This window comes from Baekduia sp. (assembly GCF_035318805.1).
Taxonomy (GTDB): Bacteria; Actinomycetota; Thermoleophilia; order Solirubrobacterales; family Solirubrobacteraceae; genus Baekduia.
On record NZ_DATHDY010000016.1, the window covers coordinates 16,718 to 42,542 of the forward strand.

The window sequence follows — 25,825 nt, forward strand, 5'->3', positions numbered from 1 at the left end:
CAACCCTGAACCCCAGGAGCGGGATTACGACGCCTTGCAAGCCCGGGTGCACGGTGTCTGGCAACGGACGTCATGACGTCGCCGCGGGGATCCGGCCGCGCCGGGAGTCGTGGGCCGGTGGCGGCGAGGCGGGGGCGGTGGGGCCGGCGGCGGCCGTCGCCGTGGGGTCAGTCGTCGCCGGAGCCGCTGGGTGACGAGCCACCGGCTGGCCCGTCACCGCCGGAGCTGCTGGGCGGGGTGTCGGCGCTGCTGCCGGAGGAGGACCGGCTTTCGTCGACCGACGGGGTGCCGCCGGCGTCCTTGCCACTGCCGGATGCCGAGGAGCCGGTGAGCGGCGCGGTCGCGGTGGCGTCTTCGCCAGACGACCCGGATGCTGAGCCGGAGTGACTGCTGTCGTCGGTGGAGCGGTCGCTCTCGTCGCCGCCTCGATCGCGCGTGGCGTCGCCGGTCGAGCGCTTGGCGCTGCCGCTGCTGGTGCTGCTGCCGCCGCTGCCCTCGTCGCTGCCGCCGGAGTCCTTGCCGCCGGCGCTCTGGATGCGGCTGTCGTCGCCGGAGCCGCGACCGGAGCGGTCGCCGTCGTCGCGCTGGTCGTCCTGGCCGGACGCGTCGCGGCCGGAAGATCCCGAGGATCCAGAGGACCCTGACCCCGCGCCGGCGCCGGACCCGCCGCGCTCGCCCGTACCGGACGTGCCGCTCCCGCCCTGGGTCTTCGTGCTGCTCGACGCCGGCAGCACCAGCGCGGCGTTCTGCGTGGTCCGTGCCGGCGGCGCGACCGCGCGCAACGCCTTCGCGTGGCCCGTCCTGGTCGTCTGCGTCGAGGCGGCATCGGCCTGACGGTGCTGGCGGTGGATCACCTGGTCGGTGCCCACGGCGCCGCCCACGAGCGCCCCGGTGGCCATGACGCCGGCGGTCAGCTTCGCCACCGTCGCGCCGGCGCCGGCGCCGACGGCGGCGTCGCTCCAGGAGCCGGCGGCCGGGCTGCTGACCAATTCGGCGAGCTTGGCGATCAGTGGGTAGGGCGTGATCGCGGTCACCGCGCCGCGCACGGCGGTGCGGGCGCGCATCAGGTGCTGGCGGGCCGAGCCCTTGGTGACCCCGAGCGCGTCGGCGATCTCCTCGTGGGAGCGGCCCTCCAGCTCGCGGAGCACGAGCGCGGCGCGCTGGCGCTCGGGCAGCTCGTGCACCGCGTCGAGCGTCGCACGCAGCCGCTCGGACTGCTCGAAGGCGGCGGCGGGCCCATCGGTCGCGGCGACCTGGGCGTGGTCGAGGGGCAGGTCGTCGCGGACGGCGCGCAACACGTTCAGCGACGCGTTGTGCGCGATCCGGTACAGCCAAGAGCGAAGGTGGCGCACGTCGTTGGTCCTCGTAAGCGCGTCGTGGGCGTTGATGAGCACCTGCTGCACCGCGTCCTCGGCGCGGCTGGCGCCGACGATCCCGGCGCAGTAACGCAGCAGCGGCGTGCGATAGCGGTCGACGATGGCGGCGAATGCCGCCTCATGTCCGTCGATGGCCAGCTCGGCCAGGCGCTCGTCGCTCTGCAAGCGCATGAGCGAGGAGCCCGCCAGGCGAGCGGGGTGCAGCCGCTGAGACCTCATCTTGTTCGTGACCCGTCCTCCGACAACTGCGATGGTAGCCCTCGTCGCCCCGCCCGCGGCCCGGGCCTCCCGCTCCCGGGCCGCGGCGAGACGTGGAGCCCGCTACTTGAGGAGCTCGACCTCGTCCCAGACCGCACCCGCGCTCGTGATCTTGAGCTCGGCCTCGTGGACCGAAGTCCCGGCGGTGAGGGCTTCGACGCCGCACGCGGCGTCGTCGTTCTCGTCGTCGTCCTCGCGGTCGCCGTCGTCGTGCTGGTTGGACTCCCCCGGCGCGGACTGGGCGGGCTGGCCCGGATCGTCCTGGTGGTCGCCGTCGCCGTCGTCGCCACTGCGGTCGCCGTCGTCGTCGCCGTGGCCGTCGTCGGCCTTGCGGGCGGTCGGAGCCGCCGGAGCCGTCGTCGTCGGCGTGGCCGGCTGCGCGGTCTTGCACTTCAGCTCGGTGGACCCGTCGACGACCTTGCCCGAGACTTTGGTCCCGTCGGGCAGGGCGATCGTGAGGAGGCCGTTGGTGAACGAGTCGACCTTGCCGCCGACGTCCTGGCCGTCCTCGACGCCGTCGCCATCGCTGTCGACGTTCCGCGGATCGGTGCCCAGCCGGTACTCCGCCAGGTTCTTGAGGCCGTCGCGGTCCTTGTCGGCTCGCGAGTCCTGCTTGTGGACCTTCAGGCCGTGGGTCTTCTCCCAGCGGTTCGGCATGCCGTCCCGGTCGCTGTCTCCACCCTTGGCCAGCGCGCTGGTCGGCAGCGCAAGCAGCGCCAATGCGGCGACGGCGAGTGCAATGCGTCGGACTGACGTCATGTAGATCCTCCCTGATGCATCGTGTCGTGAGTGAGTCGACCGCTGTGACACGGGCAACCGCGCAAGATCACGCCGCTCTCGTACGAATGTCCGTGCGTGTACGGGCCTTCCCGCCAGGACGACCTGTACGGTGAAGCCCCAAATGGCTCTGGAACCGTCCGTCGTCACCGTCACCGGCCCGGATCGATCCGCCCTCCTGACGGATCTGACGCTGCGCTTCGGCCACATCGAGCTGGTCAGCGAGCGCGAGATCGTGCTGCCCGGCGGCAGCCGCGGCCACGAGCTGACCGTGCGCCACCGCCCGTTCATCTCGGACCTCGGCGGCCCGGCGCCGGCCGCCGCGCCGCCCAGCCCGCCCGCGGCCGCGCCCGAGGCGCCGCCGCAGCGACTGGTCGACCCCGCGGCGGGCCCGCCCGCCTCCGTCGCGGAGGAGGCGCCGGCCGCCGGGATGCCCGCGGAGCCCGTGGCGGACGTCGCAGCCGCCGACCCGGGCGACGCCTCCGGCGGCCTCGCCGCCGCCCACGAGGAGGCCGAGCAGCTCGTCGCGCAGGCGCGCGAGCAGGCGCAGCAGGCGCTCGACCAGGGCAGCGCCGACGCCGAGCAGCTGCGCGCCGACGCCCGCGACGAGGCCGACCGCATGGCCGCCGCCGCCCAGGAGGACCGCGAGCGGGCGCTCGCCGCCCTGCGCGCCGAGCACGAGGAGGCGCTGGCCGCCGCGCGCGCCGAGACCGAGCGCGTCCGCCAGGAGATCGCCTCCGGCGAGGAGGCGCGGATCCAGCAGGCGCTGTCGGCCCGCACGCGGGAGCTCGACCAGGACGCCAGCGGCCGGCGCGCCGGCGCCGAGCAGGAGGCCCGGCGCATCGTGCAGGCCGCCCAGGAGGAGGCCGCGCGCGTCAAGGCGGCCGCCGAGAAGGAGCTGGCCGACGCGCGCGTCGCGGCGCGCGGGGCCACGCGCGAGGCGCGCGAGCAGGCCGACGCCCTGCTGCGCGAGGCCCGCGCGCAGGCGGACCTGGCGACCGTCGAGGGCCGTGCGCTGGCCGAGGCCGTCCGCGAGGCCCAGCACCGCCTGCGCGAGCTCGGCGGACAGATCACGACCCAGCTGCAGGCGGCCCAGAAGGACCTGGCGGACCGCACGTCGCTGCACAGCGTCCAGGCGCGGTTGCGCGCCGGCGCGACGGAGGGCTCGGCCTCGCAGGTCGCCGACCACCTGGGGCGCGTGCTGCGCGGGAGCGGGACGCGGGAGGAGGAGTGACGCCGGGCGGCCGCGGCCGCCTCTGGCTGCAGAAGTGGCGCTGGTACGAGCGCAACGCGCTGCCGTGGAACCGCGCTCGCATCCACCTGGAGCTGGCGCGCCGCGAGTCCTTCGCGCGCTGGCCGATCCACGGCAACGTCCTCGAGATGCTCCGGGAGCGCCGGCTGCGCCTCGGCGCGCACGTCCTCTTCGAGCCCAACGTGTGGATCACCGGCCCGGCGCCGGCTCGGATCAGCATCGGCGGCGGGTCGTTCCTCAACATGGGGGTGATGATCGCGGCCGTCGCGTCGGTCGAGATCGGCGAGCACTGCATGTTCGCCAACGGCTGCTTCGTCACCGACGGCAACCACCGCTTCGACGATCCCGCCCGGCCCGTGCCGTGGCAGGGCTTCACCACGAAGGGACCGACCAAGATCGGCGACAACGTCTGGTGCGGCGCCAACGTCGTCGTCACCAGCGGGGTGACGATCGGCGAGCGTTGCGTGATCGGCGCCAACAGCGTCGTCACCACCGACCTGCCGCCGTTCTCGATCGCCGCCGGCGCGCCCGCGCGGGTGCTGCGGACGATCGCCTACGCCGAGCATCCCGAGGGCGGCCTGCCGCCCGACGCGCCCGTGGCCGGCTGAGCACCCGCCAGCGAGGTCGCCCAAGGCGCGCGAGCGAGCCGCTTAGCTAGCTCGGAGCGTGGGTCCCTAACCCGCCGCGGGTTTCGCCCCCTGGGCGAACACCCGCAAGGGAACCTGGCCCTCTGGGCCAGTGTTCCCTACTTCGTCACGACGACCTGGACGCCGTAGACCACGACGCCGGCGAAGGCGAGCGTCGCGGCGAGCGCGAGCACGCTGTAGGCCATCGCGATGTGCGAGGCGCCGTCGCGCTGCGCGTCGCCCGCCCGGGCGACGCCGAGGATCAGGACCGAGAACGTGATCGCCACGGCGAGGCCGGCCAGCGGCGCCACGTACAGCAGCTCGGCGATCTTGTTCCACTCGATCTCGGCGAGCATCTCAGGCCTCCGCCGCCGCGGTGAGGGCGGGGCCGCGGCGCAGGCGCGAGCCGAACGCCGCGGCGATCAGCCCGATCACCAGGAGCAGGACGACGATCACGCCGAGCGACTCGTCGCCGAAGATGGCGCTCAGGCCGTAGGCGGCGCCGCCGATGACGGCCGAGCACGGCAGCGTGAGGACCCACGCCAGCGCGATGTTGCCCGCCACGCCCCAGCGCACGGCCGAGAGGCGCTTCGCCGCGCCCGCGCCCATCACGCCGCCGGAGATCACGTGCGTCGTGGAGAGCGGGAAGCCGAGGTGCGAGGCGGTCAGCACGACGGCCGAGCCGGCGCCCTGCGCCGCGAACCCCTGCGCCGGGTCCATCTTGATGATGCGGCTGCCCATCGTGCGGATGATGCGCCAGCCGCCCGAGTACGTCCCGAGCGAGATGGCGGTCGCCGAGCTGATGACGACCCAGGTCGGCACGTGGAAGTCACCGCTCAGATCGCCGTGCGCGATCAGCGCGAGCGTGATGATGCCCATCGTCTTCTGGGCGTCGTTCGTGCCGTGGGCCAGCGAGAACAGGCCGCCGGTCACCAGCTGCCCGAGGCGATACCCGCGGTTCACGGGCCCCGGTCGGAGCCGGCCGACGATGCGGTAGATGATGAGGATCGCCAGGCCGGCGACCGCGAAGGCCAGCGTCGGGGCGATGAGCGCCGGCAGGATGACCTTCTCGAGGATGCCGCTGCCCAGGATCGCCGAGGGACCCGCGGCGACGAAGGCCGAGCCGACCATGCCGCCGATCAGGGCGTGGGAGGAGGACGACGGCAGGCCGAACCACCATGTCGCCAGGTTCCAGGCGATCGCGCCGATCAGGCCGCCGAAGACGATCGTGGGGGTGACCACGTCGGCCTGGACGATGCCCTTGGCCACCGTGGCGGCGACCGCCAGGGAGACGAAGGCGCCGGCGAAGTTCAGGACGGCCGACATGAGCACGGCCGCGCGGGGCGACATCGCACGGGTCGAGATGCTCGTCGCGATCGCGTTCGCGGTGTCGTGGAAGCCGTTGGTGAAGTCGAAGGCCAGCGCGGTGGCCACGACGATGTAGAGGACGACGTCGCTGGAAATGCGGCGGCCCTACGAGTTCTTGATGACGACGCCCTCGAGCACGTTGGCCACGTGCTCGCAAGCGTCGATCGCCTGCTCGAGGCGCTCGTAGATGTCCTTCCACCGGATCACGACCATGGGGTCGATCCCGTGGTCGAACAGCGACGCCATCGCCTCGCGCACGACACGATCGCCGTCGTTCTCCAGGCGGTTGATCTCGACGGTGTAGTGGCTGATGTCCTTGAAGCCGCGCATGCGCGGGAGCGCCTCGGCCACCTGGCGCGTGGCCTGCACGAGGATGTGTGACAGGCGCACGGCCTGCTCCATGGGGGCCTCGATGCGGTAGAGGCCCATGTAATCGGCGACTTCCTCGGTGAAGTCGATGATGTCGTCCAGCGCCGAGGCGAGGGCGAGGATGTCCTCGCGGTCGATCGGCGTCACGAACGTCTGGTTGAGGCGATGGATGATGTCGTGCGTGATCCGGTCGCCCTCCTGCTCGCAGACGAGGATGTCGCGCGCCAGCTCCTTGCGATCGGGCCAGCTGGAGAGCATCTGGTCCAGGAGGTCGGCCGCGCGAGCGATGTTGCTCCCGGCCTCCTCGAACAGATCGAAGAATTCACGGTCGCGCGGAGCGAACACCTGAGACAGACGGGCCACGCGCGGCAATGTAGCGAGTGAAAGCCGTGTTAACGCGTGCGACCCCCGAGGGCGGGGGTCGCACGGGTCAGATGACGGCCTCGATCACTGCTCGCGCAGTGCGCGGTGGAAGGCCGCGAGCTCCTCGTCGGGGATCGAGTAGCCGTGGTCGGGGCTCGGGTAGCGGCGGCTCCGCACGTCGTGGGCGTAGGCGGCCACGCCCGCGACCATCTCGTCCAGGATGTCGGCGTAGCGCTGCACGAAGCGGGCGCCGCGGCCCTCGCGGATGCCCAGCAGGTCGTGGAACACGAGCACCTGGCCGTCGGTCGCCGGACCGGCGCCGATGCCGATCACCAGCGCCTCCATCCGCGGCATGACCGCCGCGGCGACGGCGCTCGGGATCGCCTCGAAGACGACCGAGAAGCATCCGGCCTCCTGGAGCGCCAGGGCCTCCTGCGCGACGCGCTGCGCGGCCTCGGCGGTGCGGCCCTGGGCGCGGTAGCCGCCCAGCGCGGTCGAGGTCTGCGGCGTCAGGCCGACGTGGCCCATCACCGGGATGCCGGCGCCGACGATGGCTCGCGCACGCGCGACCGACACCGCGCCGCCGCCCTCGAGCTTCACGGCGTCGCAGCCCGCCTCCTTGACGAAGCGGAACGCCGTCGTGACGGCTTGCTCGTCGGAGACCTCGTAGGACCCGAACGGCAGGTCGCCGATCAGGAACGGCGTGGTGAGGCCGCGGCGCACGGCCTTGGCCAGCACCAGGAGCTCGTCGAGCTCGACGGCCACCGTCGACGGGTAGCCGAGGACCGTCATGGCGCCGCTGTCGCCGACGAGGACGAGGTCGACGTTGGCCTGGTCGACCGCGAGCGCGCTCGGGTAGTCGTAGGCCGTGACCATCACCAGCGGCTCGCCCTGCTTCTTCTTCTCGGCCATCCGCGGGAGCGTCATCGGCAGGCGCGAGGCGTCGGCCGGGACGGTGATGTTGCGCATCGTGGACATGCTGTTTGTTCAGACCTCCTGTGAACCGATCGGTTGACGCCCTCTACGTGAGGAGGGTCGCCACCGCCGCATCCACGTCGATGATGGAGTTGGTGCCCTGCTCGACGTGGACGACCTTGGGCTCGTAGCGCTCCAGGTCGGCCTCGTCGTACTGCGCGTAGGAGATGACGATGATGGTGTCGCCGCGGTGCACGAGGCGCGCGGCGGCGCCGTTGACCTTCATCGCGCCCGAGCCCGGCTCGCCCGCGATGGTGTAGGTCTCGAAGCGGGCGCCGTTGTCGACGTCCACGACGTGGACCTGCTCGTGCTCGCGGATGTCGGCGGCCGCGAGCAGCACGGGGTCGATCGTGATCGACCCGACGTAGTGCAGGTCGGAGTCGGTGACCGTGGCCCGGTGGATCTTGGACTTCAGCATGACGCGCTGCATGTGCGGGTCAGTGCCTCCCGTTGGGGGTGAGGATCGTGTTGTCGATGAGTCGCACCTGCCCCACGCGGGCGGCGACCGCCAGGAGGGTCTCCTGGTCGACCGTCGCCACGGGGCGCAGGTCTTCGGGATCGACGAGCGCGAGGTACTCGGGCTCGACGTCGAAGTCGTCCATCGCCGCGCGGGCGGCGGCGGTGAGGGTCGCGCCGTCGCGCGTGCCGGCGGCCAGGGCCTGCTCGGCCGCGCGCAGCGCGCGGGAGAGCGCGAGCGCGCGCCGACGGTCGTCGCCGGCGAGGCGGACGTTGCGGCTGGAGCGCGCCAGGCCGTCCTCCTCGCGGACCGTGGGGGCGACCTCGATCCGCGTCGGCAGGTCGAGGTCGGCGGCGAGCCGGCGGATGACGAGCGCCTGCTGGGCGTCCTTCTGCCCGAAGAACGCGACGTCGGGCTGGACCATGTTGAGGAGCTTGGTGACGACCGTCGTCACGCCGTGGAAATGGGCGGCGCCGCGGTGCGCGCCCTCCAGCGCCTGGGTGAGCGGTCCGGCGATGCGGACCTCGGTGGCGAAGCCGGGTGGGTAGACCTCGCCGACCGCCGGGGCGAAGAGGACGTCGGCGCCCGCGTCGGCCGCGAGCGCGGCGTCGCGGTCTTCGTCGCGCGGGTAGGCGTCCAGGTCGGAGGCCTCGTCGAACTGCGTGGGGTTGACGAAGAGCGACACGACCACCTCGTCGGCCTGCCCGCGCGCGGCCGCGACCAGGCTGAGGTGGCCCTCGTGCAGGAAGCCCATCGTCGGGACGAGCGCGATCGTGCGCCCGGCGGCGCGGGCCGGACGCAGCGCGGCGCGCACCTCGGCCACGGTCCGGACGGTCCTCATGCAGCGACCTCGGCGGGCACGGGTGCCGGCGCCGGCGCGCCGGTGGCCGCGAGCGCGCGGGTGGCGCTCGTGAGCGCGTCGAAGAGCTCGAGGAGGTCGGGCGTGCGCTGGGCCACGGCGGCGCGCTGCCGGGCGACGGTGTCCTCGTCGCCGCGGGCGATCGGGCCGGTGAGCGCGGCCTGGGGACCGTGAGCGAGCCAGTTGTCGACGGTCGCGTGGACCAGCGGCGCGAGCGCGGCGCGGTCGACGGGGCCGAGGCGCTCCGCCGCCCACTCCAGGGTGATCAGGAAGTTGGAGGCCATCGAGGCGGCCGCGTGGTAGGCGGCGCGGTCGCCGTCGGCGACGGCGAAGGGGCGCATCCGCAGGGCCGTCGCCAGGTCGCGTGCGGCGGCGCGGGCGCGCTCGGTCGTCCCTGCGACGGCGGCTGCGGCGCCGGCGAAGTCGGCGCCCGCGGCCGTGACGGTCATCAGCGGGTGCAGCGAGAACGCGTCGGCATGCGGGGCCAGCGGGGCGAGCGTCGTGGCGCCGGAGCAGTGCCCGACCAGACGGCCGCGCGTGATGCAGGCGGCGGCGCCGGCGATCTCGGCGTCGGGGACGCAGAGCAGGACGACGTCCACGCCGGCGCCCGTGGCGCCGCGACCGAGCGGCCCGTCGACGGGCACGCCGGCGGCGCGCAGCGCTGCGCTGAGCGCCGTGCCGAGGCGGCCGTTACCCACAACCGCGCAGCGGGGGAGGACAAGAGTCATGTCAGGTGCCGGTCCAGCTCCCCTCCACGGGGATGCCGGTCGCGAAACTCGGTGACGCAATGGTACCCCGGAATTAGCGGGATGGCACGGCCGCGGACACCTTCGCCGGTCTAGTCTCACAGGCGTGTCGTCCCCGGACGAGCGACGCGAGGGCCTGAAGGCGCTCTTCCACGAGGCTCGTGGTTGCGTGCGCTGCCCGCAGCTCGCCCAGACGCGCCACACCGTGGTGTTCGGCGCCGGACACGCGAACGCCGACCTGATGTTCGTCGGCGAGGCGCCGGGGCGCAACGAGGACGAGCAGGGGCTGCCGTTCGTGGGGCAGGCCGGCCGGCTGCTCGACACGCTCCTGGGCGAGATCGGGCTGTCGCGCGACGCGGTGTTCGTCACGAACGTGCTGCGCTGCCGGCCGCCGGGCAATCGCGACCCGCATCCGGTGGAGATCGAGCGCTGCCAGGACTACCTGTTCCGGACGATCGACCTGGTGGCGCCCACCGTCATCTGCACGCTGGGCAACTTCGCGACGAAGCTGCTGCGCCACGACACCACGGGGATCATGCGCCTGCACGGTCAGGCCGAGGTGCGCACCGTGGGGCCCCGCGCGGTGCGGCTGTTCCCGGTCTTCCATCCGGCCGCGGCGCTCTACACGCCCTCCAACGTCGAGGTGCTGCGCCAGGACTTCCAGCGGCTGCCCGCGCTGCTGGCGCTGGGGCCGCCCGAGCAGCCGGTCGCGGTCGCGGCGGACGAGTCCCTGGTGGAGCCGGCGCCGGCCGACGACGCAGAGGCGCCGGAGGCGTCCGAGGAGCCGCAGCCCGTGCAGCTCGGCCTGTTCTAGTAGTGGGCCACGCCCACTAGCGAGCGTCGTCGAACAGCGTGCGCGTGTCGGGGCCCTGGTGGGTCTCGGCCAGCGCGGTGATCGCGTCGACGGTCCGGCGGAACTCGTCGATCGCGGGCTGGGCGGGACCGCCGAGGCGCTCGCGCTCGCGCTCGAAGGCGCTGGCCAGCTCGCGGTAGTAGACGCGGGTCGCGAGGCCCCGGCTCTGGCCGAAGCGCGACCACAGGTCGTCGCCGTGGGTGCGGTAGTCCAGGAGGATCGAGCGGGCGTTGTGGAGCTTGTCGGCGAGGCTGACGCGCAGCGCGGCAGGCGACTTGTCCGGGAAGCCGTCGAGGTAGGCGCGCTTGCGGGCGTACCAGCCGGCGCCGCCGGAGCCGCGGTCGGCCTCGTCCACGGTGTCGGTGTTGGCGAGGACGATGCCGGCGACGGTGGGCCCGAAGGCCGCCTCGATCGCGGTCAGCGCGGGTCGGCCGCCGCCGTCCTCGACGACGTCGTGCAGCAGCGCGCCGATCGCCTCGTCCTCGTCGCCCTGCATCTCGAGGACCAGCGACGCGGCGGCCAGCAGGTGGGCGGCGTAGGGGACCGTCGTGCCCTTGCGCAGCTGCCGCGCGTGGTGGCGGGTGGCGTAGTGCAGGGCCGCGTCGAAGCGCGAGGTCAGCAGCGGCGTGTCGGTGAACGACTCGGGCACGGTGGGCGGGAGGATCGCAGCCGCGCGGTCAGCGACGGGCGCGCGGGCGGGCGCCGACGCGGGCCAGCAGCGTGTCCCAGGCCTCGGCGCGGGCGACCGCGCCGGGCTGGTCCTCGCCGCGCAGCCCGACGCCCGCGGGCAGCGGGACCTCGGCGGCGGTGGAGACGTCGATCGTGTCCGGCGTGGCCGGGATCGCCGCGAGGCGCTCGCGGGCGGTGGCGAGCGGATCGCCCCTGCCGCCGGTGACGACGAGGACGACCACGCCGCGCGAGGCCAGCAGCGCGGCGGCGAGCGGGATGCCGGCGGCGATGTGCTCGGCCGCCCCGGCCTCCTCCTGCGCCGCCGCCTCCTTCTCGGCGTCGAGGGACGACTCAACCGCGATAGTCGCGGTTGAGTCGTCCCTCGACGCCCGTGGTGGGGCCGGCCGCGGCCGGGCGGTGGCGTCGATCAGCACGGCCGAACCCACCGGGGCGGCCGGCAGGTGCAGCGTGCCGGCGACGTCGTCGCGCCAGCGGCGCACGCGGACGCCCTCGTCCAGCAGGCGGCGCGTGACGGTGCGCGACGCCGCGCTGCCGTCGGGCGCCTCGACGCGCACGTCGATGTCGACGGCGCGCAGCGAGCGCAGCGCCGCGGCCGGCCCGGCGGTCGGCTTCGCCGGGACCCAGGCGGTCGACAGGCCTTCCGGCCGGGGTGCCGCGGCGCGCCAGACGAAGCCGTCGTCGTCGCGGAAGCGCCCGCGCCAGACCAGCGCCGTGTTCGGCGCGGCGCCCCCGACGTCGAGCAGCAGCGGGTCGTCGAGCAGCCCGGGGGCGGCTCCGCGGATCTCCAGCATCCCGACACAGCATGCCCGGCCGGGGCGCGATCAGCGGTGCGGGCGAGCTCCTCGGTGGAGCCGGCGAACCAGAACCGGGTCATGCACGGATGGCTATCCGTGCCGCGCCTGCCGCAATGCGCGGAGCTGAGCGCGCTCGCGCCCGGCGGCGCGGCCCAGCAGCGCCCGCGCCGTGGCGCGCGTCGCGAAGGTGAGCGCCTGGGCGGCGTCGTCCAGCATGAGCGCGCGGGTGCCGCGGTTGCGGCCGATGACCTCGCGGCGGCGCTGGGCCAGCAGGGGGAGCGGTTCGCCGCCGTAGGCCGGGCCGGTGCTGTGCCCGCCGCGGTGCTCCAGCGTCAGGTCGGGATGCAGGATCGTCGGGACGTGGGCGTCGCGGGCGCGCAGGCACAGGTCCAGGTCCTCGTAGAACAGGAACTGGCGCGGGTCGAACGGGCCGAGGCGGCGCAGCGTGTCGGTGCGCGCGGCCAGCGCGGCCGCGATCGCCCAGCCGACCTCGCGGTCGCCCTCGGCACGCCAGGGGTCGGCGCGGAGCCGCAGCGGGCGTGGCAGCGCCGCGGGGTGGACGAGCGCGGGCAGGATCGCCGACGGTCGCCCGGGCTCGGGGTGCGCGCTGCGCTGCACCGTGCCGTCGGGGTTCAGCAGCCGCGGCGCGTGCAGGGCGTCCTCGCGCCGCGCGTGGCGGACGAGGCGGTCGAGCACCGCGGGGTCGGGCACGACGACGTCGGGGTTGAGCAGCAGCGTCACCGACGTGTCGACGCGCTCGACCCCCAGGTTGTTGGCCGCCCCGAAGCCGACGTCGCCGGCCTCGATGACCTCGGCGCCCCAGTCGCGGGCCAGTTGCGGGCCGTCGTCGGAGGAGCCGGCGTCGACCACCACCACGTGGACGTCGGCGCGCCCGAGCGACGCGAGCAGCCGCCGCAGATCCGCGGCGGAGTCGTGCAGGACGCAGACGATGGCGAACCTCCTCACGAGGCGGCATCCTCCAGCACGGCGCGCAGCTCGGTGGCCGCAACGGCCCAGGAGCGGGGCGGCGGAAGCTCCGCGACGAGGCGGGCGCGCTCTGCGGGAAGGCGGCGCAGCGCGGCGGCCAGGGCGTCCGCGTCGCCCGGTGCGACGCGCAGCGTGCCGGGCAGCTGCAGGGTCGGGAGGTCGCTGACGATCGACGGCGTGCCGTGGGCGGCGGCCTCGCGGGGCGGCAGGCCGTAGCCCTCCAGGCGCGAGGGCAGCACCACGGCCAGCGCGCCCGCGTAGAGCGCGTGAAGCTCGTCGTCGGTGACGTGGCCGAGGTGCGTCGCGCCCGGCACGGCCTCGCGCCCCTCGCCGGCGATCACGAGCTCGACGCCGTCCAGCCCGGCGCGCGGCCACGCCGCGGCCAGGACGTCGAGGCCCTTCCGGGGCTCGAGCGCGCCGACGAACAAGATGTAGGGGGTGGTCCGGGGCGCGCCGCTGGGCGCGGTGCCGGCGGCGTCGGTCCCCGGCTCGACGACCCGCGCGTCGACCCCCCAGCGGACGGCCAGATCCGCGGCGACCGCGGGTGCGTCGCAGATCACGGCCGCCGCCCGCCGGGCCAGGGAGGCCGGGCGCGCCACGCGGTGCCAGACGCGCTCGTAGCGCGTGAAGTCGCCCGGGCGCTCCTCCCAGGAGAGGTCGTGCACGGTCAGCGCGAACGGCGCGCCGACGGCGACCGGCGCCGGCGCCGGCAGCCACGTCACGTCCGGCCCGCCGAGCAGCGCGTCGACCCGCGGGCGCCCGAGCAGCGCGCCCGCGCCGTGCACGATCCGCGAGGGCGCAGGCGTGCGGCGCAGCTCCACTCCCGCCACCGGCGCCACCGGATCGCGCCCGGGGACGAGCGCGCGCACCTCGACGCCGTCGAGCGCGGCAAGCGCCTCGAGCATCCGGCGCGTATAGCGCGCTACGCCCCGGCGAGCCGCCAGCGCGCGCGCGTCGACCCCCACGAGCATGGCGGCGCAATCTACCCGCGCGGCGGCAGTGGCACGAAGCTGGACGTCCGCCCCACGTGCGCGACATGACGCTGACCGACTGCGGACACCTCCCGATCTGGGACGACCCCGAAGCGGTCTCGCACGCGTTGCCGGAGGGGAGTGCCATCTCCGCCGGAGTGCGTTGACGCCTCTTTGACATCTGGATGGTTGATCCGCCATTCCCGCGGCCGGTCGATGTCGGATCAACCATCTAGACTCGCCCCCGCATGAAGCCGTCGGAACCACGCGTTGCGCTCGTCCACGATTTCCTGCTCGACCTCCGCGGTGCCGAGCGGGTCTTCCTGGTGTTGTGCGAGATGTATCCCGACGCGGACATCTTCACGGCGGTCTACGACCCGGTCGGGACCGAGAAGCGCTTCGCGCACCGCAATGTCCACACGTCCTTCCTCCAGCGGCTGCGGCCCAACGCCACGTCGTTCCGGCGCCTGCTGCCGCTGTACCCGTACGCCATGGAGGCGCTGGACCTCTCCGCCTACGACCTGGTGCTGTCGAGCTCGTCGGCCTGGGCGCACGGCGTGCTGCCCTCCGAGGACGCGGTGCACGTCTGCTACTGCCACAACCCGTTCCGCTACGCCTGGAACGCGCGCGAGGCGACGCTGCGCGCCCACGGCCCCGTCGTGCGCGCCGGGCTCGGCGCCGTCCTGCAGCGCTGGCGCCAGTGGGACTGGATCGCCGCACAGCGGGTCGACCGCTACGTCGCGAACTCCGAGACGACGCGCCGGCGCATCGCGCGGTACTTCACGCGCGACGCCGAGGTCGTCTACCCGCCGGTGGAGATCGAGCGATTCACGCCCGCGGCCGTCGGCGATCACTACGTCGTCCTGTCGGAGCTGATGCCGCACAAGCGCATCGAGCTCGCCGTCCAGGCCTTCACGGACCTGCGCCGCCCGCTGGTCGTCATCGGCGACGGCCCCGACGCGCGCCGCCTGCACCGCATGGCCGGACCGACCGTGCGCTTCACCGGCCGCGTCAGCGACGCCGAGGTCGCGCGGCAGCTGGCGACCTCGCGTGCGATGGTCGTCACCGCGACCGAGGAGTTCGGGATCGCCGCCGTCGAGGCGCAGGCGGCCGGGCGGCCCGTCGTCGCGCTGGCCGAGGGCGGCGTGACCGAGTCGATCCTCGAGGGGCGCACCGGCGTGTTCTACGAAGAGGCGACGCCCGAGGCGCTGGCCGAGGCCGTCCGCGCGTTCGACCCACTGTCGGTCGACCCCGCCGACTGCGTCGCCAACGCGCAGCGCTTCAGCCGTGCGGCGTTCGAGGCGGAGATCCGCGCGAACGTCGCCGCGGCGGTGGCCGCCGGTCCGAGCCCGCGCGGGGATCGGCGCCGCCCGGCGCGCGGCCTGGCGCTCGCCGGCCGCCGCGCGGCGTGAGGGTCGCCGTCGTCGTCCCCAACCGGGACGGGCGCCGCTGGCTGCCCGGCCTGCTGGAGTCGCTGCGGGCGCAGACGCGCGCGGCTGATCGCGTGGTGATCGTCGACGACGGCTCGCGCGACGACTCGGTGGCGTGGCTGCGCGGCGAGGGCGTGGAGGTGGTGGTGCGTCCGGATTCCGGCGGGTTCGCGGCGGCCGTGAACGCGGGCCTGGAGGCGGTGGCCGAGTGCGAGGCCGTGGCGCTGGTCAACACCGACGTCGCGCTGGCGCCCGACTGGCTGAGCCGGACGGTCGCGGTGTTGGAAGCCGTACCGACAGCGGGCTCGGTGGCCACCAAGATGGTGGCCATGGACGATCCCGCGACCATCGACGACGCCGGCGACGCGCTGCGCCGCGACGGCGTGTGCGAGCAGCGCGGGCGCGGACGGCGCGACGCCGCCGGGCGGTTCGACGTCCCCGGCGAGGTCTGGGGCGCGTGCGCGGGCGCGGCGCTGTACCGGCGTCGCGCGCTCGATGCGGTCGGCGGCTTCGACGCGTCCTACGGCATGTACCTGGAGGACGTCGACGTGGCGCTGCGGCTGCGGCTCGCGGGCTGGACGTGCCGCTACGAGCCGGCGGTCGCGCGCCACGCGGGCGCGGGCTCCGGCGCGGCGGTCGGCTTCTGGGTCGCGCGCAACACGCTCGTGCTGGTGGCTCGCTGGTTCCCGTGGCGCTGGGCGCCGTACGTGGCCTACCGGCAGGCGTCGTGGCTGGTCGACGCGGCACGGCGCGGGGCGCTGCGGGAGCACCTGCGCGGGCTGGCGGCGGCGCTGCCGCTGCTGCCCGGCGCGGTGCGGGGTCGCGCGCGCCGCCGGGACCTGCGAGGGGCGATGGAGCGCGCGGTGCCCGCGCGGCCGTGGCGGGGCGCGCGGGCCGGCGGGCATCCGGAGGCGCCGGAGTGAGGCTGGCGATGCCGGGCCGCGACCGCGTCCGCGAGCCACTCCCCGGGTTCTTCCGGGCGACGGTCGACGTGTCGGCGACGCGGCTGGTCGTGCTGGCGCTGCTGGCTGCGGCGTTCGCGGCGCTGGACCTGCGCGCGGGGATCGGCCCGCACGACGAGGGCCTCATGCTGCAGTGGGGCCGGCGGATCGCCTCGGGCGAGTGGCCCTATCGCGACTTCTGGTGCAACTACCTGCCGGGCCAGCCGTTGTTGCAGGCCTTGATCGGCGACACGCTGTGGGGCTGGCGGGCGGTGCGGGCGCTGACGGCCGGGATCGCCGCGGTGCTGGCCTACCTGCTGGTGCGGCGCGAGATCACCGACGACCGCTGGGCGCTGGCCGCCTGGGCGGGCGTGGCGGCGGCGATGGCGTGGCCGCTGACGGCGGGCCCGAACGCGTCGGCCGTCACGCTGGCGCTCGGCGCGCTGCTGGCGGCCCGGCGCCACGGCGGCTGGGCGGGCGTGCTGGCCGGCCTGACGTTCCTGTTCCGGCCGGAGGTCGGCATCGCCGCGGCGATCGGGGCGTGGGTGCTCGGCGGCCGGCGGTCGCTCACCCCGCTGGTCGTGGCGGGCGGGGTCGCGTTCGCCGGGCTGCTGCCGTTCCTGGTGGTGTCGCCCGCAGACGTGCTCTCGCAGACGTTCGGCTTCGCGGGACAGCAGCACCTGCAGCGGCTGCCATTCCCGCTGGCCCCGCACACCACCGACCCCAACAAGGTGCTGGAGCGGCTGTTCCCGGCGATCCTCGTCGCCTCCACGCTGCTGTGGGCGGCCGCCGCGTTGCCGCGCCGGCGGGGCGGCGCGCTGCTGGCGCTCATCGTGGTCGGGCTGGCCTACCTGCTGGCGCGCACCGACGAGTTCCACCTCGTGCCCCTGGCCGCGGTGCTGGCGGTCGCGCTGGCGGTGGCAGGGGCGCGGGAGCCGCGCCGCGGGCTGCGGATAGCGCTGGCCGCGGCGCTCGCGCTCATCGTCGTGCACGGGCTCGATCGCCAGCTCGGCAAGGTGCAGGAGGCCGGCGACATGGCCGCGGTCGACCTGCCCGCCGTCCAGAACGTGCGGACCACGCCCAAGGACGGCGAGGCGCTCAAGGAGCTGGCGGCGGCCGTCGACCGGCGGACCAAGGACGGCGATCCGATCCTGTCGGCGCCGCCGCGCTACGACCGCGTGCGGGTGGGCGACACGTTGTTGTACACCCTGCTCGACCGGTCCAACCCCACGCGTTACGACGTCGTGCAGCCGGGGGTCGTGACCACCGCGAAGGTCCAGCGGGAGATGCGCGCCGATCTCGCCCGCTCGCGGGCGCGGCTGGTCATCCGCTGGGAGGCACCCGTCGCGCGGGCGACCGAGGACAACGGCTCCGGACGCTCGTCGGGCGTGACGCTGCTCGACGACTACATCCGCGCGCACTACGCCCGCGTCGGACGCTACGGCGACTACCTGCTGCTGGAGCGCCGGTAGGTCGAGCCGGCCGACGGCCGCACGGCGCGTGGGAGATCCCGTTCGAGGAGCTCGTCGCCACCCTCACGCGCCTGTGGGCCAACGCGCTGCAGCTCGAGGTGCGGCCGGCGCGTGCGGCGAAGAAGCCGCGCGCGCGGCGGCGCGCGGCGGCCAAGGCGTAGGCGTCGGGGGTCGGGCGTCGCTGGCGCTCAGCTCGGGCGCCGTCGTGCCACGACGCGTGGTCCGGGGGCACTGACGAGAGCGAGCGCCGGGGAGGCGCCGCCGCCCCGGGGCGTCCGCCGGCGCCGGGGGGCGGGAGGTCCGTCGAGGGTCCGGGTCGATTCATGATGAATAGTTCCCCACGAGGCGACCCGGACCTCGAAGAGTGGCGATCCACGCCCGAACGATCCCCTCACGGCGCCGACGGAAGACCGACCGCGCCGGCACCCGCTCGAACCTCCCTCGTCACTGCCCCACAAGGCGCCAGCGGCACCCGAGCGCCACGAGCTGAGCGCCACCGGCGCCCGCGCCGGCCACTCCAGGGTCCGTGTCGGCTGGCCCCGGATATATCCGGGGGCAGAACGACACGGATCATCATTTACGCCCGAACGATCCCGCGCGGCGAAGGGCCCCGGGCCTGCGGGTCGCCTAGAGGTCGCGCGTGCGGAAGGCCCAGGCGGCGGCCGCGAGGGTCAGGAGGAGGTAGAGCACGACCCACGGGATCAGCAGGGGGCCGGCGTCGTGGGAGCCGCCGAGGGGGCCGAGCTGGACGATCGCGCCGGCGACGCCTGGGACGTCCTGCACGAGCAGGCGCAGCGCGTCGCGGTACAGCGCCTCGAACGGCAGGACCCACGAGGCGGTCGACGCGATGCTCTGCAGCGTGGGCGAGGGGATCGCGTCGCCGATCGCGCCGAGCAGGCCCGCGAGCAGGCCCATGCCGTAGGCCATCAACATGAGGATGCCGTTGGCGGTCGCCGACAGGAAGACGGAGCCGAGCAGCGAGAGCGCGGCGACGAGCACCGCCGCGCCGGCCAGCCGGAAGCCCGAGGCGAAGGGATGGGCGGGCCAGAAGTCGCCGATCCACCCGGTGACCAGCACGGCGCCGAAGTAGACGACCAGCACGTACGCGGCGCTGACCGTCGCGGCGGCCAGGAAGCGGCCGACGAGGTACTGCGTGCGGGTCAGCGGCCGCACGACGAGCGGCTGCAGCAGGCCGCGCTCGGCGTCGCCGCGCACCGCGCCGGCGGTCAGGAACGTGGCGAGCACGATGCCGAGGAACAGGCCGCCGAACATCGCCAGGCCGACGATCGTCGCGCCGGCCAGCGACCGCGCGTCGAGGCCCTGCGTGTTGTCCTGGAAGCCGCTGAGGTCCTGGAACAGCTCGTCGCAGCCCCACGCGTAGAGGCCGCCGAACAGCGCGGTGAGGACCACGACGACCAGCAGCACGCGGCGTCGCAGCGCCTCCTGCAGGGCGTGGCGGGCCACGATCCAGACCCCGCTCATCGAAGCGACCCCTGCCGCGCGATCCAGCCCCTGGGCGAGCTGGCGCACGGAACCTCCCCCTCTGGGCGAGCGTTCCGCCTCATCGGGCGTCCGCCACGGTGCTGAGGTACACGTCCTCGAGCGTGGAGCGGGCCACGCGGACGCCGTAGATCTCCTCGCCGTCGGCGACGAGGTCGGCGACGATCCGCGGCACGTCCTCGCGCGTCGCGCCGGGGAAGCTGCGGACGCCGTCGGCCAGCTCGACCTCCACGCCGCTGCCGCCCTCCAGCTCGGTGGGCGTCCCCGCGGCGACGACCAGGCCGCGGTCGATGATCACCACGCGGTCGCACACCTGCTCGACCTCGCTGAGCAGGTGCGTGTTGAGCAGGACCGCGACGCCGCGGCGGCGCAGCTCCTCCAGCAGGTCGCGCACGGTGCGCCGGCCGCCGGGGTCCAGGGCGCTGGTCGGCTCGTCGAGCAGCAGCAGCCGCGGGCTGCCGATCATCGCCTGGGCCAGCCCGAGCCGCTGCTGCATGCCCTTGGACATCGCCTCGACGCGCGTGCCGGCGTCGCCCTCCAGGCGCACGAGCTCCAGCAGCTCGGCCCGCTCGGCGGGGCCACCGGGCGAGCGCGTCAGCTGCTGGTGCAGGAGCAGCACCTCGTCGGCCGTGCACCAGCCGGGGAAGCGGAACAGCTCGGCGAGGTAGCCGAAGGGCTCGGCGACCTCGACCGTGCCCTCCGACGGATGCACCAGCCCGCAGGCGATCTTCGTCAGGGTCGATTTCCCGGCGCCGTTGGGACCGAGCAATCCGACCAGCTCACCGTCGCCGACCTCCAGATCCACGCCCCGCAGCGCGTCGTGACGGCCGTAGCGCTTGCGCAGGCCGGCGAGTGCGAGGGCACTCACGCCGTCAGGACGAGCGGTGCGCCGTCGGTGATGACGAGCGTGTGCTCGGCGTGGGCCGACAGCGAGCCGTCGCTGGTGCGCACGACCCATTCGCCGTCCTCGACGACCTCGCCGTCGCCGGCGGCGATGATCGGCTCGATCGTGATCACCAGCCCCTCGGTGAGCGTCGGCGACGGGCCGGGCAGGGCGACGTTGAAGACCGTCGGCTCCTCGTGGATCTTGCGGCCGATGCCGTGCCCGCTCAGCGCGCCGCACACGGCGAAGCCGCGCTTCTCGACCTCGCCCTGGACGGCGACGCCGATGTCGTTGACGGTGGCGCCGGCCGTTGCGGCGGCCATGCCGCGCTTGAGGCCGGACTCGGCGGCGCCGATCAGCTTCAGCGCGCTGGGCTTGGCCTTGCCGACCGCGACGGTGCGGCAGGCGTCGGCGTAGAAGCCGTTGAGCTCGGCGGTGACGTCGAGCTTGACCAGCTCGCCGTCGCGCAGCCGGCGCGGTCCGGGGATGCCGTGGACGGCCTCGTCGCCGACCGAGATGCAGATCGTCCCGGGGAAGTCGTAGTCCAGGCGCGGACCGGACCGCGCGCCGTGGCTCGCGAAGATGCGAGCGGCCTCGGCGTCCAGCTCCGCGGTCGTGATGCCGGCGCGCACCAGCTTGCGCAGCTCGCGGATCGTCTGAGCGACGACCCGGCCGGCGGCGCGCAGGCCGGCGAGCTCTTCGGGGGTATCGGCGGACACCGCCACAAGGCTACGTCACGGCCCGGGGATGCCCGCAGACGTGCTTGGATGACGGCCGTGAGCACCGACCTCAACGCCGCGGCCGCCGCCGAGTCCGAGCTGTGGGATCTCGAGACGCTCGCCGGCGCCCGGCGCCTGGGCGACTGGATGTTCGAGCAGTTCGCGCCGCTGGCCCGCGGCCGCGTGGTCGAGGTCGGCGCCGGCATCGGCACGTTCTCGGAGCGCATGCTCGCCGCCGGGACGGTCGACGACGCGCTGCTGATCGAGCCCGAGGAGCCGTGCGTCGCGCGCCTGGAGCAGCGCTTCGGACCCGATCCGCGGGTGAGCGTGTCGCGCGACCTGATCCCCGGCTCGCCGGCCCTGGACGCCTGGGCCGGCACCGTCGACTTCCTGCTGTGCCAGAACGTGCTCGAGCACATCGCCGACGAGCGGGGCGCCGTCGCCGCGATGGCGCAGGCGCTGGCGCCGGGCGGCGCGCTGGGCCTACTGGTGCCCGCGCACCCGCGCCTGTACGGCAACCTCGACCGCCGCTTCGGCCACGAGCGCCGCTACTCCCGTGACCACCTGCGGTCGGTCGTCGAGGGCGCGGGGCTGGAGGTGGAGCAGCTGTACTCGTTCAACAGCCTCGGCGTGCTCGGCTGGCTCGTCAACCGCCACCGCCGCGAGCCGAGCATCGACGCACGGTCGCTCAAGGCCTATGAGTTGCTCCTGCCGCCGTTCCGCGCGCTGGAGCGCCGCCGCACGCCGCCGTTCGGCCTGAGCCTGATCGTCCACGCCCGGCGGCCACGGGGCGCGGGCCGGTGATCGCGCTGCGCGCCGCCCTCGTCGCCGCCGGCATCGCGCTGGCGCTCGTCGGCGTGCGCCGCCACGAGGGCCACGACGCGTGCGACGGCGCGCGCCACGCGGCGTTCGCCATCGTCGCGAAGAAGTCTCCGGCGACCGACGCGCCCGCGGTCGCCCGGCGGATCGCCGGCGACTGCCGCGACGCCGGCGTGCTGGCCGAGGGCGCGGTCGCGCTGCTGCGCGTCGACCAGGTCGGTGCGGCGAGCGCGCTGGCGACCACCGCCGTGCGCCGCGAGCCCGACGGGCGCAACGGCTGGCTCGCGCTGTCGCTCGTGCGCCGCAAGGCCGGCGACGCGGCCGGCGCCCAGCGGGCGCTAGACCGCGCGCACCAGCTCGACCCGGTCGGGGTCCGCCGGAGCTGAGGGCGTCGCCCGCGGCGGCTTGGGCCGCGGGTCCTTGAACCGCAGCAGCGGGCGCTCGACGAGGTAGTAGCTGGCCGCCGCGAAGGCGGTGGCCACGGCGAAGACGACGAAGGTGTAGATGACGAAGCTGCCGTGCGTGGTCCAGTCCTGCACGTGGATGAACTGCGCGGTCAGCGGGTGGTGCCACAGGAAGATCCCGTAGGAGACGAGCCCGAGCCACGCGACGGGCTTGAGCGTCAGCAGGCGGTGCGGCAGCGCGCCCGGCGAGAGCACGGCGATCGTGGCGGGGGCGGCGATCGCGACCGCGATCAGCCCGTACAGCAGGTGCTCCCAGAACCAGTCGCCCTTGGAGTAGAACTGCGGCGCGACGGTCGGCAGGCCGATGTGGCTGACGACCGCGGTCAGCACGAGCGCGACGGCCCATGGCAGCAGCGGGCGGCGGTCGATGAGCGCCAGCGGGGCCGGGCGCCGCGTCGCGCCGTGCCAGCGCGCGCTGACGACGGCCATCGCCATCCCGAAGGCGAACCACAGGAACGACCCGGCGACGGTCCAGGAGATCGTGTCGGGCGACGGATCGCCGTAGGCCCAGGTCCGCAGCGCGAACGAGGCCGCGCCCAGCGCGGCGAGGCACAGCAGCTCCACGCGCACCTGCAGGCCCGCGTCGCGGCCGCTCAGGAACCGCGCGGCGGCCAGGGCGTAGAGCGGCAGGACGAGGTAGAACTGCATCTCGACGCAGAGGCTCCAGACGGTCGTGATGCCGCCCTGGATCCACTCGATCCGCAGGTCCTGCAGGAAGAAGTAGTAGACGGGCGCGTGGCCGAAGACGTCGCCGCCGAGGCCCGGCCAGATCGCCAGCACGGTCAGCGCCAGCCAGTAGGCCGGGACGATGCGCAGCAGGCGCCGGCGGCCGTAGCGAAGGACGCCGGGACCGGGGCGGCCGTCCATCCGCGCGGCCACGAACGGGCGGTAGAGCAGGAAGCCCGAGATGATGAAGAACAGGGCGACGCCGAGGTCGAAGCGCGAGAGGACCTGGCCGAGCTGGCCGTGGCCGTTGACGCCCGCCAGGAACGACGTGTGGCCGACGAGCACCATGATCGCCGCGAGCGCGCGGAGGCCGTCGACGGCCGGGAAGCGCGGGTTGCCGGGCGGCGGGCGAAGGGCGTCCGGGACGTCGGCGGCGGTCGCCGTGCCCGGGGTCTCGGGACCGTGCATCGGCGGTCGAGTCTACGCTTGCGGCGATGGGGTCCACACTGCGCCGCGCGCTGCCCGCCGTCGCGCTGCTGGCGCTGGCGGTGCGCATCACCTACGTCCTGCTCAACCACGGCCTCCCGGTCGGGGGCGACGCGCTGTCGTTCCACCTGGAGGGCGGGTTCCTCGCCGACGGCGAGGGGTTCCGGCGCGCCTACGAGGACGTGCCGACGGCCGAGTACCCGCCGCTGCACATCGTCTTCGTCGCGTTCGCCGACCTGCTGGGGCTGCACGGCACGCAGGGCCAGAAGCTCTTCTTCGCCTGCGTCGGGACGGTGACGGTCGTGCTGATCGCGCTGCTGGCGCGGGCGGTCACGCGGTCCGACCGCGCCGGCGTGATCGCGGGCGTGATGGCCGCGCTGTACCCGATGCTGTGGCTGCCCGACGGCGCGCTGATGGCCGAGACGACCTACGGCGTGTTCGTCACCGCGACGCTCCTGGCGGCGGTGGGGATGGTCCGGCGACCGACGGTGGCTCGGGCGGCGGCGCTCGGGGTGCTCGGGGCGCTGGCCGCGCTGACCCGGGGCGAGGCGCTCGGGCTGCTCGCGCTGCTGGCGGTGGTGCTCGCGTGGCGCGCTCCGGGACCGTGGCAGTCGCGCGCGGCGCTGGTGGGCGTGTCGGCGCTCGCGTGCCTCGTCGTGCTCGCGCCGTGGACGATCCGCAACCTGTCGACGTTCGCCAGGCCCGTGCCGATCTCCAGCAACGCCAACGAGATCTGGGTCGGCGCCAACTGCCACGACACCTACTACGGCGACCTCGTCGGCGCCTGGAAGTTCCAGTGCTACGGCACGGCGCCGCCCGGCGACGAGTCCGAGCGCGCCGCGGTGTACCGGCAGCGCGGGATCGACTACCTGAAGGACCACGCGGGCCGGCTGCCGGTCGTGGTGGCCGCGCGGCTGGGGCGCGTTCTCGACGTTTATCAGCCATGGGGGCAGGGCGCGTTCCTGGCCTCGGCCGAGGGTCGCCACCCGCGAGCGCAGCACCTCGGCCTGCTGGCCTACTGGCTGCTCGTGCCGTTCGCGATCGTCGGCGCGCTGCTGCTGGCGCGCCGGCGCGAGCGCGCGCTGGCCGTGCTCCTCGTCCCGATCGCGCTCGCCCTGCTCGTCGCCGCGGCGACCTACGGCTCGACGAGGTTCAGGTTCGTCGCCGAGCCGGCGCTGGTGGTGCTCGGCGCGGTCACCGTCGACGTGCTGCTGGGGGCGCTGCGGGCCAGGAGGAGGCCGGCGAGCGCGACGGCGACCAGCGACAGCGCCGGCATCTCCCAGTCCCAGTCGATGGAGGCGTGGAAGGCGTAGGCGATCAGCGCCGCGGCGGGCCCGGCGGCGAGGACCGGGTCGGTCTGGTGCACGCGACGCGCCGCGAGGGCGACGCCGGCGGCCAGGAGGGCGAGGAACGCCGCGCCGACGAGGCCCAGCTCGGCGAGGGTCTCGATCGGCAGGGAGTGCGCGTCGCGCGCCGGGCGCGCCTCCTTGCGCTCGCGCAGCCACTCGACGGCGAAGCCGCCGGCGCCGACGCCCTCCAGCGGATGGTCGGCGAAGGACTGCACGGCGACGCGCCAGTACTCGTAGCGGGGCGAGTCGGCGCTGGCCAGGCGGCTCGTGCTCGAGCCGAAGCGCGGGTCGACGGAGCTGGGCGTGTCGCTCCCCGCCGCGATCACCACGGGCACGACGAGCATCGCGGCCACCAGCGCGGCGGCGACCCAGCCGTGGCGCGGCGGCAGCGGCAGGCGCCCGAGGCGGGTGGTCCGGTTCTCCTCCACCGCGACGGCCCAGCGCTGCGTGGCGGCGGCGAGCGCCATCACGGCCACCAGCGCGACGAGGACGGCGGCGCCCTGCAGCTCGCGGTGGCCGCCATGCAGCGAGCGCACGGCGGGCGAGGCCGCGGCGGCCACGGCTCCGAGGACGCCGGCCTCGAGCGTGACCGCCACCGCGCGCAGCTGCGTGTAGGTCGGGGCGAGGGCGAGCAGGACGACGAGCCCCGCGGCCGCCGCGGCGAGGCTGCCGCGGGAGAACGTGAGGTAGAGGCCGACCGCCAGCGGCACCGCGACCGCGGGCGCCGCGCTGCGCATCCAGGCCGGCCGCGTCGCGTCCCCGGCGATCCGGGCGCAGAGCACGATGCCGATCGCGGCGAGAGCGCCCATCGCGTTCCAGTAGGTCAGCGGCTGGTCCAACCGTCCGCCGGCCGACACCGAGGACGGCACGTCGACGATGCCGGGCAGCAGCCGGCCCAGGAGGCCGTAGCCGACGACGACGAGGGTGCCGACGGCGAGGACGGGCTCGGCGAGGCGAGCGGTGGCGCGCTCGCGCAGCAGGAGCGTGACGGTGACCAGCCCGGCGAGGTACAGGACGTCGCGCTCGGTCGTCGACCAGGCGCCGTCGCTCAGCGGGGCCCAGCGGGCGCTCAGCGCCGTCCACGCCGTGAGCAGCGCCAGGCCGGCCAGCGCGAGGCGGGCGGGGCCCCGCGGCGGCACGGGGCGGGGCGCGACGAGCGCGGCGAGGGCCAGCAGCACGCCGGCGCCGATCAGCGCGACGTCGCGGGCGCCCTCGAAGTAGCCGCCGCTGGCGAACGCCAGCGCGGTGGGGGCCAGGAGGGCGAGGGCGGCGACGACGGCCGCCGGCGCGCTCGCCCGTGGGGGCGCGGCACCGGACGGCGCCGCGATGGGGGAGAGCGGGCGCATCGGCGCGCCAGCGTATCTTCCGCGCTCGC

The 25,825-nt window shown here is 74.9% G+C and carries 26 protein-coding genes; 8 read left to right on the forward strand and 18 right to left on the reverse strand.

Annotated features, from left to right (window positions below; all coding sequences use genetic code 11):
• Positions 1-167: 167 nt before the first annotated feature.
• Both VK501_RS02995 and VK501_RS03000 read right to left on the reverse strand, forming a co-directional pair.
• Complete coding sequence (locus tag VK501_RS02995; protein ID WP_324334491.1) at positions 168-1,547, reverse strand: sigma-70 family RNA polymerase sigma factor; 1,380 nt, start codon at positions 1,545-1,547, stop codon at positions 168-170.
• 150 nt (positions 1,548-1,697) lie between these two features.
• Entirely contained in the window at positions 1,698-2,393 is a 696-nt protein-coding gene (locus VK501_RS03000) for a hypothetical protein (RefSeq protein WP_324334493.1), read from the reverse strand.
• Positions 2,394-2,535: 142 nt separating this feature from the next.
• On the opposite strand from VK501_RS03000, the gene VK501_RS03005 reads away from it, so the two are divergent.
• Positions 2,536-3,645: a hypothetical protein gene (locus tag VK501_RS03005; protein WP_324334495.1), complete on the forward strand. Its 1,110-nt coding sequence runs from the start codon at positions 2,536-2,538 to the stop codon at positions 3,643-3,645.
• Positions 3,642-4,271 (forward strand): acyltransferase, encoded by a 630-nt coding sequence (locus tag VK501_RS03010; RefSeq protein WP_324334497.1) that lies wholly within the window; start codon positions 3,642-3,644, stop codon positions 4,269-4,271. The genes VK501_RS03005 and VK501_RS03010 overlap by 4 nt, the downstream gene beginning before the upstream one ends.
• 137 nt (positions 4,272-4,408) lie before the next feature.
• Here VK501_RS03010 and VK501_RS03015 read toward each other — a convergent pair whose 3' ends face one another.
• From VK501_RS03015 to VK501_RS03045, 7 genes are all read right to left on the reverse strand, one after another.
• Positions 4,409-4,645: a hypothetical protein gene (locus VK501_RS03015; RefSeq protein ID WP_324334499.1), complete on the reverse strand. Its 237-nt coding sequence runs from the start codon at positions 4,643-4,645 to the stop codon at positions 4,409-4,411.
• A gap of 1 nt (position 4,646) precedes the next feature.
• Entirely contained in the window at positions 4,647-5,723 is a 1,077-nt protein-coding gene (locus VK501_RS03020) for an inorganic phosphate transporter (RefSeq protein ID WP_324334501.1), read from the reverse strand.
• Between the two features lie 39 nt (positions 5,724-5,762).
• Positions 5,763-6,389: a DUF47 domain-containing protein gene (locus VK501_RS03025; protein ID WP_324334503.1), complete on the reverse strand. Its 627-nt coding sequence runs from the start codon at positions 6,387-6,389 to the stop codon at positions 5,763-5,765.
• Positions 6,390-6,473: 84 nt separating this feature from the next.
• Positions 6,474-7,358 (reverse strand): 3-methyl-2-oxobutanoate hydroxymethyltransferase, encoded by an 885-nt coding sequence (gene panB, locus VK501_RS03030; protein WP_324334505.1) that lies wholly within the window; start codon positions 7,356-7,358, stop codon positions 6,474-6,476.
• Positions 7,359-7,410: 52 nt separating this feature from the next.
• Positions 7,411-7,794 carry an aspartate 1-decarboxylase gene (panD, locus tag VK501_RS03035; protein ID WP_324334507.1) on the reverse strand — a complete coding sequence of 128 codons (384 nt, stop codon included), beginning with the start codon at positions 7,792-7,794 and terminating at the stop codon, positions 7,411-7,413.
• Positions 7,795-7,801: 7 nt separating this feature from the next.
• The gene (gene panC / locus VK501_RS03040) at positions 7,802-8,662 is read right to left on the reverse strand and encodes a pantoate--beta-alanine ligase (protein WP_324334509.1); all 861 of its coding nucleotides are present in this window, start codon (positions 8,660-8,662) and stop codon (positions 7,802-7,804) included.
• A complete protein-coding gene (locus VK501_RS03045) occupies positions 8,659-9,408 on the reverse strand; it encodes a DUF2520 domain-containing protein (protein WP_324334511.1) in 750 nt (249 codons plus the stop codon). Before VK501_RS03045 ends, panC begins: the two co-directional genes overlap by 4 nt.
• Before the next feature lie 124 nt (positions 9,409-9,532).
• Here VK501_RS03045 and VK501_RS03050 point away from each other — a divergent pair, with 124 nt between their 5' ends.
• Positions 9,533-10,240 carry a uracil-DNA glycosylase gene (locus VK501_RS03050; protein WP_324334513.1) on the forward strand — a complete coding sequence of 236 codons (708 nt, stop codon included), beginning with the start codon at positions 9,533-9,535 and terminating at the stop codon, positions 10,238-10,240.
• A 16-nt stretch (positions 10,241-10,256) separates the two neighbouring features.
• Here VK501_RS03050 and VK501_RS03055 read toward each other — a convergent pair whose 3' ends face one another.
• From VK501_RS03055 to VK501_RS03070, 4 genes are all read right to left on the reverse strand, one after another.
• Complete coding sequence (locus tag VK501_RS03055; RefSeq protein WP_324334515.1) at positions 10,257-10,928, reverse strand: HD domain-containing protein; 672 nt, start codon at positions 10,926-10,928, stop codon at positions 10,257-10,259.
• A 28-nt stretch (positions 10,929-10,956) separates the two neighbouring features.
• On the reverse strand, positions 10,957-11,760 hold the full coding sequence (locus VK501_RS03060) for a hypothetical protein (protein ID WP_324334517.1): 804 nt from the start codon (positions 11,758-11,760) through the stop codon (positions 10,957-10,959).
• Between the two features lie 93 nt (positions 11,761-11,853).
• A complete protein-coding gene (locus tag VK501_RS03065; protein WP_324334519.1) occupies positions 11,854-12,729 on the reverse strand; it encodes a glycosyltransferase in 876 nt (291 codons plus the stop codon).
• Positions 12,726-13,721, reverse strand: a complete 996-nt coding sequence (locus VK501_RS03070) for a glycosyltransferase family 1 protein (protein WP_324334521.1) — start codon at positions 13,719-13,721, stop codon at positions 12,726-12,728. Before VK501_RS03070 ends, VK501_RS03065 begins: the two co-directional genes overlap by 4 nt.
• 248 nt (positions 13,722-13,969) lie before the next feature.
• Here VK501_RS03070 and VK501_RS03075 point away from each other — a divergent pair, with 248 nt between their 5' ends.
• Genes VK501_RS03075 through VK501_RS03085 form a run of 3 tightly spaced genes read left to right on the forward strand, consistent with a single transcriptional unit; the run spans position 13,970 to position 17,564 of the window.
• On the forward strand, positions 13,970-15,133 hold the full coding sequence (locus tag VK501_RS03075; RefSeq protein WP_324334523.1) for a glycosyltransferase: 1,164 nt from the start codon (positions 13,970-13,972) through the stop codon (positions 15,131-15,133).
• Positions 15,130-16,074 carry a glycosyltransferase family 2 protein gene (locus VK501_RS03080; protein ID WP_324334525.1) on the forward strand — a complete coding sequence of 315 codons (945 nt, stop codon included), beginning with the start codon at positions 15,130-15,132 and terminating at the stop codon, positions 16,072-16,074. The genes VK501_RS03075 and VK501_RS03080 overlap by 4 nt, the downstream gene beginning before the upstream one ends.
• A gap of 8 nt (positions 16,075-16,082) precedes the next feature.
• Positions 16,083-17,564: a hypothetical protein gene (locus VK501_RS03085; protein WP_324334527.1), complete on the forward strand. Its 1,482-nt coding sequence runs from the start codon at positions 16,083-16,085 to the stop codon at positions 17,562-17,564.
• A 627-nt stretch (positions 17,565-18,191) separates the two neighbouring features.
• Here VK501_RS03085 and VK501_RS03090 read toward each other — a convergent pair.
• From VK501_RS03090 to map, 3 genes are all read right to left on the reverse strand, one after another.
• Positions 18,192-19,046: an ABC transporter permease subunit gene (locus tag VK501_RS03090; RefSeq protein WP_324334529.1), complete on the reverse strand. Its 855-nt coding sequence runs from the start codon at positions 19,044-19,046 to the stop codon at positions 18,192-18,194.
• Between the two features lie 79 nt (positions 19,047-19,125).
• A complete protein-coding gene (locus tag VK501_RS03095) occupies positions 19,126-19,932 on the reverse strand; it encodes an ABC transporter ATP-binding protein (protein ID WP_324334531.1) in 807 nt (268 codons plus the stop codon).
• On the reverse strand, positions 19,929-20,666 hold the full coding sequence (map, locus tag VK501_RS03100) for a type I methionyl aminopeptidase (RefSeq protein WP_324334533.1): 738 nt from the start codon (positions 20,664-20,666) through the stop codon (positions 19,929-19,931). Before map ends, VK501_RS03095 begins: the two co-directional genes overlap by 4 nt.
• A 57-nt stretch (positions 20,667-20,723) precedes the next feature.
• Here map and VK501_RS03105 point away from each other — a divergent pair, with 57 nt between their 5' ends.
• Positions 20,724-21,470 (forward strand): class I SAM-dependent methyltransferase, encoded by a 747-nt coding sequence (locus tag VK501_RS03105; protein WP_324334535.1) that lies wholly within the window; start codon positions 20,724-20,726, stop codon positions 21,468-21,470.
• Positions 21,467-21,871, forward strand: a complete 405-nt coding sequence (locus VK501_RS03110) for a hypothetical protein (RefSeq protein ID WP_324334537.1) — start codon at positions 21,467-21,469, stop codon at positions 21,869-21,871. Before VK501_RS03105 ends, VK501_RS03110 begins: the two co-directional genes overlap by 4 nt.
• Here VK501_RS03110 and VK501_RS03115 read toward each other — a convergent pair.
• Complete coding sequence (locus VK501_RS03115) at positions 21,824-23,083, reverse strand: acyltransferase (RefSeq protein WP_324334539.1); 1,260 nt, start codon at positions 23,081-23,083, stop codon at positions 21,824-21,826. The genes VK501_RS03110 and VK501_RS03115 overlap by 48 nt on opposite strands.
• A gap of 1,153 nt (positions 23,084-24,236) precedes the next feature.
• Positions 24,237-25,796, reverse strand: coding sequence for an O-antigen ligase family protein (locus tag VK501_RS03120; RefSeq protein ID WP_324334541.1), 1,560 nt, complete (start codon positions 25,794-25,796; stop codon positions 24,237-24,239).
• Between the last annotated feature and the right edge of the window lie 29 nt (positions 25,797-25,825).

Coding starts and splice junctions, on each gene's coding strand:
- VK501_RS02995 (WP_324334491.1), bottom strand. CDS start 1,547: ATGCGCTTGCAGAGCGACGAGCGCCTGGCCGAGCTGGCCATCGACGGA.
- VK501_RS03000 (WP_324334493.1), bottom strand. CDS start 2,393: ATGACGTCAGTCCGACGCATTGCACTCGCCGTCGCCGCATTGGCGCTG.
- VK501_RS03005 (WP_324334495.1), top strand. CDS start 2,536: ATGGCTCTGGAACCGTCCGTCGTCACCGTCACCGGCCCGGATCGATCC.
- VK501_RS03015 (WP_324334499.1), bottom strand. CDS start 4,645: ATGCTCGCCGAGATCGAGTGGAACAAGATCGCCGAGCTGCTGTACGTG.
- panB (WP_324334505.1), bottom strand. CDS start 7,358: ATGCGCAACATCACCGTCCCGGCCGACGCCTCGCGCCTGCCGATGACG.
- panD (WP_324334507.1), bottom strand. CDS start 7,794: ATGCAGCGCGTCATGCTGAAGTCCAAGATCCACCGGGCCACGGTCACC.
- panC (WP_324334509.1), bottom strand. CDS start 8,662: ATGAGGACCGTCCGGACCGTGGCCGAGGTGCGCGCCGCGCTGCGTCCG.
- VK501_RS03045 (WP_324334511.1), bottom strand. CDS start 9,408: ATGACTCTTGTCCTCCCCCGCTGCGCGGTTGTGGGTAACGGCCGCCTC.
- VK501_RS03060 (WP_324334517.1), bottom strand. CDS start 11,760: ATGCTGGAGATCCGCGGAGCCGCCCCCGGGCTGCTCGACGACCCGCTG.
- VK501_RS03070 (WP_324334521.1), bottom strand. CDS start 13,721: ATGCTCGTGGGGGTCGACGCGCGCGCGCTGGCGGCTCGCCGGGGCGTA.
- VK501_RS03075 (WP_324334523.1), top strand. CDS start 13,970: ATGAAGCCGTCGGAACCACGCGTTGCGCTCGTCCACGATTTCCTGCTC.
- VK501_RS03085 (WP_324334527.1), top strand. CDS start 16,083: ATGCCGGGCCGCGACCGCGTCCGCGAGCCACTCCCCGGGTTCTTCCGG.
- VK501_RS03090 (WP_324334529.1), bottom strand. CDS start 19,046: ATGAGCGGGGTCTGGATCGTGGCCCGCCACGCCCTGCAGGAGGCGCTG.
- VK501_RS03115 (WP_324334539.1), bottom strand. CDS start 23,083: ATGCACGGTCCCGAGACCCCGGGCACGGCGACCGCCGCCGACGTCCCG.
- VK501_RS03120 (WP_324334541.1), bottom strand. CDS start 25,796: ATGCGCCCGCTCTCCCCCATCGCGGCGCCGTCCGGTGCCGCGCCCCCA.